General features: G+C 49.4%; 6 protein-coding genes. 1 reads left to right on the forward strand and 5 read right to left on the reverse strand.

The features are described 5' to 3' along the window. The 5 genes from AC4E7D_RS10905 to AC4E7D_RS10925 form a co-directional block, all read right to left on the reverse strand. The coding region (locus tag AC4E7D_RS10905; protein WP_490173827.1) for a carboxypeptidase-like regulatory domain-containing protein at positions 1–569 on the reverse strand (569 nt) is incomplete at its 3' end. Between the two features lie 88 nt (positions 570–657). Next, the gene (locus tag AC4E7D_RS10910) at positions 658–1,989 is read right to left on the reverse strand and encodes a M24 family metallopeptidase (RefSeq protein WP_490173828.1); all 1,332 of its coding nucleotides are present in this window, start codon (positions 1,987–1,989) and stop codon (positions 658–660) included. A gap of 38 nt (positions 1,990–2,027) precedes the next feature. Beyond that, on the reverse strand, positions 2,028–3,134 hold the full coding sequence (locus AC4E7D_RS10915) for an AMP-binding protein (protein ID WP_490173829.1): 1,107 nt from the start codon (positions 3,132–3,134) through the stop codon (positions 2,028–2,030). After that, positions 3,124–4,074, reverse strand: a complete 951-nt coding sequence (locus tag AC4E7D_RS10920) for a CPBP family intramembrane glutamic endopeptidase (RefSeq protein WP_490173830.1) — start codon at positions 4,072–4,074, stop codon at positions 3,124–3,126. The genes AC4E7D_RS10915 and AC4E7D_RS10920 overlap by 11 nt, the downstream gene beginning before the upstream one ends. Continuing rightward, positions 4,065–5,117 (reverse strand): o-succinylbenzoate synthase, encoded by a 1,053-nt coding sequence (locus tag AC4E7D_RS10925; RefSeq protein ID WP_490173831.1) that lies wholly within the window; start codon positions 5,115–5,117, stop codon positions 4,065–4,067. The genes AC4E7D_RS10920 and AC4E7D_RS10925 overlap by 10 nt, the downstream gene beginning before the upstream one ends. A 47-nt stretch (positions 5,118–5,164) precedes the next feature. Between AC4E7D_RS10925 and AC4E7D_RS10930 the strand changes: the two genes are divergently transcribed. Next, a partial coding sequence (locus tag AC4E7D_RS10930) for an SDR family NAD(P)-dependent oxidoreductase (protein ID WP_490173832.1) occupies positions 5,165–5,708 on the forward strand: 544 nt, incomplete at its 3' end.

The raw sequence follows: 5,708 nt of genomic DNA on the forward strand, positions 1-5,708 counted from the left end.
GTGATATTGGTCAACTGTCCGCCAAAGCTCTGGCCGAATGCACCTGTACAATTCCCCACTACCCGAACGCCAGGAAATTCCGCACGCAGGACGTCCAGGATGCACAGGGCCACATTGTTGATCTGTTCTTCATCCAGGAAGCGGATGATTCCCGGAGCAGTGTCCGCATCCATGTAGCCGTAAGCAGTACGGATCAATCTTTTGTTGAGTTTATATTCCAGTGCAAGCTCTTTCTGTGACTTGCGATTGCTCCCGAGAACAATTACCTCCTCGAGCTGGTTGATATCAGGGACCATTACCGGATTTAAGATCCGGGTCACATCTTCCACCTGTATCTCTACTGTCTTTAATCCGACATAGTTATAGGTAATGATATCCCCTACCCTGGCCTGTATACGGTAGCGGCCATCTGCATCTGTGGTTGTTTGCTGATTATAATCCGATACGTTTATAGTAACATTTGAAATAGGGCTACGACCATCTGTAACCCTGCCCAGAATGTTTTTAGTATCCTGTTGTCCAAAGCAAAGTGGAGCAATAAATAGGAATAGGTAAACGAGCTTTTTCATAACGCTTTTTTTTAACTCCTTCTAAGATAAGTAATTGAGGGTTACATTGTAGGGGTAAGATCGTTAAAAAATGTAAAACCTGTTTCCTCTAATCCTGCCTGGGGATCAGCAGGAGGTGTTCCTGCCGCCCATTGACATAGCGGAAACCCTCTTCTCCAAAATACCCTGCCTCTTCAAGCATGATGCGGATATCCCGCTTCCATTCGGGAATGTTTACCGTAGTATTCAACTCAATCGCATAAACTGTATGTGGATTAAGCGGGTAGTTTTCCCCGTCATCTTTCATCACCCCATCCTGGGCATCCCACATGCCAATGGTGGTGCCAGCAGAATGTCCGTAACTCCCCAGGGGATGGGTGTAGATCGCCGGGCGCAATCCAGCCTGACGTGCCGCTTCCAGCGACCTGGCCAGGATCTCATTGCCCGTGCGGCCTGCGACCATATTGTTGGTCAGGAAATCCTGCACCCGGTTGCCGTCCTTAAGGGCTTCCCTCAGGAATTCAGGGGCCTCCTTTTCACCAGGTTTAAGCACATAGGCCAGTTCCTGGCAATCTGTATTCAATCGGAGGTAGGTGATCCCGAAATCACAATGTAATAAGTCACCGGGCATTATGACCATATCCTCGGGCCTGCCCGAAAAGGAATACAAATGGGAAACCAATTCTTCCTGGGTACGTTGCACATCCACAGTAGGATGGAACCAGGTTTCCAGGCCCAGGTCTGTTACCTGCTGCCGCATCCACCACTCTACTTCTGAGGTGGTGGTAACCCCCGGGGTAATCACCTTCTCTGAAAAGGCCTCGGCAATGATCTGGTGGGTGATGGATACCAGTTGGCGGTAAATGGTCATTTCGCGTTCTGTACGGGTTTCGATCCAGCGAACGGCCAGTTGTTCTGCAGAGACCACCCGCTTTTTGAACTTTTGTGGCAGCCTTGCCATGAAAGCATCATGATCGGTTTTATCCAGGCCATCTGCAATGTTGTGGTCCCTGGAATAATTAAGTCCGATCCTTACCGGGTTCCTTTCCTCAATAATTTCCATCAACCGTTTCCACTGGTCGGGTTCCTTATCCTTATCCCAGGCCGATATGATGTTCTTCCCCACATTGTAACGGGCCACTGCAAGCCGCTCTATGGTATCCTGCTCCGCATTTCTATAAAAAACCAGTATGGTCCGCCGCCGTGCATTCAGCCAGGTAGCCGGCAACATGGTGCGTAGCACTGGGTCTTCATTGTATTCCCGTGAGATCAGGATCCACATATCGATCCCGGTGGTATCCATCAACCCGGGTAAAACCTGTGTAAAGCGTTCATCGAGCAGCTCATCTACTACACGTGCACGTTCTTCTTCCGGAAGAATGTGCTGCCCATTTACCGATAAGGAGATAAGGAGGATAAAAAAGGAAAGTAGTTGCTTCATGTTGGTCATGTTACTTTAATACCCCAGGTTAGAATGAGCTACCCGGCGGTATTACCTGAATAAAATTGTTTTAGTACTTGCTTTCGTTTGATCTTGCCATTCTGGGTCCTGGGAAATTCTTCCAGGGCAAATATGCGTTTGGGCACTTCATACTTACCTAGGGGCTTTAGGTTTTCCAGACGTTCCTTCAAATCTCCCGGCACTTCCTTAGCCTCCACTACCATTACCAGGCTTTGCCCGAGACGTTCGTCCGGGATCCCACCCAAAATGAAGGTTCCATCGAATACCGTTTTTACTTTGGCTTCAATAGACTCCGGGATCAGCTTTACACCTCCGGAATTTACCAGATTGTCATAGCGACCCAGCCAGACGAACTCCCCTTCGTTAAGCAGTTCTACCATATCATTGGTGGTTATGGGATAATCAGTGTAGTCCGGAGCTGTCACAACCAGACAACCCCTTTCATCAATGGAAAAAGTCACTCCTGGCATCGCCTTAAATGAAGTATCTGAAGTCCCTTTGAGTTTGCTGGCGGCCGGATTGAGCGCTTTTAAAGCCACATGGGTACAGGTTTCCGTCATGCCATAGGTCTCGAAAATGCGGGTTTTAGAATCCTGTAGTGCTTTCCTCAGTTCATCTGATACCGGGGCACCACCAACCAGCAAGGTGCCAAAACGGTCGAGCTTTTTCAATGACCTTTGTAGTTGCATGGGAACCATAGCCGAAAAATCATAGGAGTCCAATGTGCTCCATAAAGGATCTGAAGCCGGTTCTGCGTAGTCCAGATCCAGGCCCAGGACCATGGCCCTCGCCAGCATCATCTTTCCCGCGACATATTCTGCTGGAAGGCATAATAGCGCGGAATCACCCTCCTGCAGGCCCAGTAATGCACCAGTGGCCTTTGCAGAATTCCGCATATGTTCCTTTTTTAAAAACAGCCGTTTGGGAGGTCCTGTGGCCCCTGAAGTGGTCACCAATACAGTGTCATCATCAGAAATCCAGTCCATCATAAAATCCCCGATCCGCTGCTCAAAGGGTTCCCCTTCTTTGATCAGGCTATACGCCACATCTTTGAGTGCATTCAGGTCATAGTGAATGCCATTGAAACGAAAGTCGGGGTGGATAATTGGTTCTTCAGTTTTCATCAGCATGTGTTTCGAGTTCAGATTGCGGAATTACCCTTCCGGTAAGGCGTTCCTGCCAGTTGGTCCAGCCGTATCTCCGCGCAAAGATGTACAGCAGAACAGGGTACACCACAAAGACAGGGATCAACACATCCCAGCCCAATTCAGGGTTAGAAATATCACGGTAAATAGAAGGGGTTTGGAAGGCGGTCCAGTCGGCCGTAACCAGCAGGGCGGCCATCAGGTTATTGGCCGCATGGAATCCAATGGCAAGTTCCAGTCCCTTGTCCATAAGGGTCAATATGCCCAGAAACAGGCCGGTACCCATATAGAATATCATTATTCCGTAGCCCAGTTTATCCACCTCCGGGTTAAAAATATGCAGGATCCCGAACAAAAAGGAGGTGCTCAGGAGCGGTAACCAGCGGTTTTTCGAGGCTAAACCTATCCCCTGCATGAGGTACCCCCGCATAAAATATTCTTCAAAACTGGTCTGCAACGGGATAAACAGTACGGCAATGATAAACAGGATGAGGAAGGGGCCCCATTCAAAATTGAACACGTAGTCACCGGGGGAAAGGAAGATATCCAGCAATATAAAAAATACCGACACTACGGCCCACAGGGAAAAGGCGTAGACGATACGACCCCAGTCGATTTTCTTACGGGCCGTGGTCAGGCTTTTGAACCCCTGTTTATGCAGATATTTTACGACCAGCAGAAGTCCTATGAAGGCTGCAACGAAAGACAGCAGCATCAAAAACAGGAAAAGGTTGGCCCCCAGCATGGCAGACATGTCTCCAAGATCAGTAGGGATGGTCCCTGAATCCAGGGATTTAAGGATGAGCAATCCCGTTAAGGGTACAGCCCCGATCACCTGCCAGGCGATAAAAACCAATAGGAAACCCAGGATATACCGCCAGGGTTCATGCAAAGCCTTGTATGCTTGTTCTATATACATAATTCACTAATTATTTCAGCTTGCCAGCTTTGGTCCTTCCTGTAGGAAAGGCATCCCCCGGATACCAAAAGCGGCGCTTCCACATTATTCACAAAAAGTCCGCCCGTCCCCAATCCTTGTGGTAGTGAAACACCCAGGGTGTAGGTCCACTGGGCAATGGCGTTCAGGCCAATATTAGATTCCAGGGCACTTGTTATCCACCAACCTGCCCCCTGGGCTTCAGCCAGCAATATCCATTCCCTGCTCCCCGAAAAGCCGCCGACCAGACTTGGTTTTAAAATAATGAACTGCGGGTTGATGGTCTGTAATAATTTTAACTTTTCTTCCGTCCGTGTAATCCCGATCAATTCTTCATCAAGTGCAATGGGCAAGGGGGTCTGTTCGCAAAGGCCGGCCATGAGTTCCGGTTGCCCCGCTTTTATAGGTTGTTCTATGGAATGAAGGTCATAAGCAGCGAGGGCTGTGAGCTTGTCCAGGGCCTCGGCGGGTGAAAACGCCCCATTGGCATCTACCCGTAGCTGAAGCACCTCAGCGGGATAGGAGTTGCGGATCTCGGAAAGTAATCCTAGTTCCGTTTCAAAATCCAGGGCCCCAATTTTTAGTTTCAAGCAGCTGAATCCCTGTTTGATCTTCTCCATAATCTGTTGCCGCATAAATTCCGGCTCACCCATCCAGATAAGGCCATTAATGGGGATGGGGGCCTGCTCCTGAGTAAAAGCGGAAGGAAAGAGATGAAAAGGGGTTTCCCCTTCAAGGGAGAGGAAAGCCTGTTCCAGGCCGAATTGGATACTCGGGTATTCTGTAAGTTCGCTTAGCAGGTTTTCCAGTCCCTTATCGATATGGGCACACGCCCAGGCGAGCTTTTCCTCATAATCGGGAACATCATCATGGCTCAGCCCGCGAAAGAGGCCACACTCCCCTATCCCGAGACGCCCATTCTCCTCCAGGATAACGAACCAGGTTTCTTTCTCGGTCAGCACCCCGCGGGAGGTGCCCCCGGGGACCTTGAATTTTAGGGAATATTTTCTGTAGTGGGCCTTCATCAATTGTGAAGCCAAATTTAACTATATTTTGACTCCAATTTTCAGTGATGGCAAGAATTAGGGATAAAATCATATGGATTACAGGGGCCTCTTCAGGCATAGGGGAAGATCTCGCAATTACACTCAACAGACTGGGCAACAGGGTAATCCTCTCTGCCCGTTCCGTGGATAAATTAAAAGAGGTGGCCAGCCGGTGCCCTGAACCCGCCAAGGTAGCGATCCTCGAACTCGATTTGGCGGAAGCTGATAACATGCGAGAACTGGTGGAAAAAGCCCTTTCTTTATTTGGAGGAGTGGATATCCTGATCAACAACGCAGGGATCAGCCAGCGCTCCCTGATCGCAGAGACGGAGCTATCCGTGTACAAAAAACTAATGGACATCAACTACCTGGGCACGGTTGCGCTCAGCAAGGCACTCCTTCCCCATTTTGTAGAAAAGAAGGCCGGGCATTATGTTACCGTGACTTCCCTAATGGGCAAGTTTGGTTCCCCCTGGCGTTCCGGCTACTGTGCTGCCAAGCATGCCCTGCACGGCTTCTTTGATGTGCTGCGGATGGAACACGAAAAAGATGGGGTTAAGGTAACCCTGG

The sequence above is a fragment of the Lentiprolixibacter sp. genome (assembly GCF_982873095.1).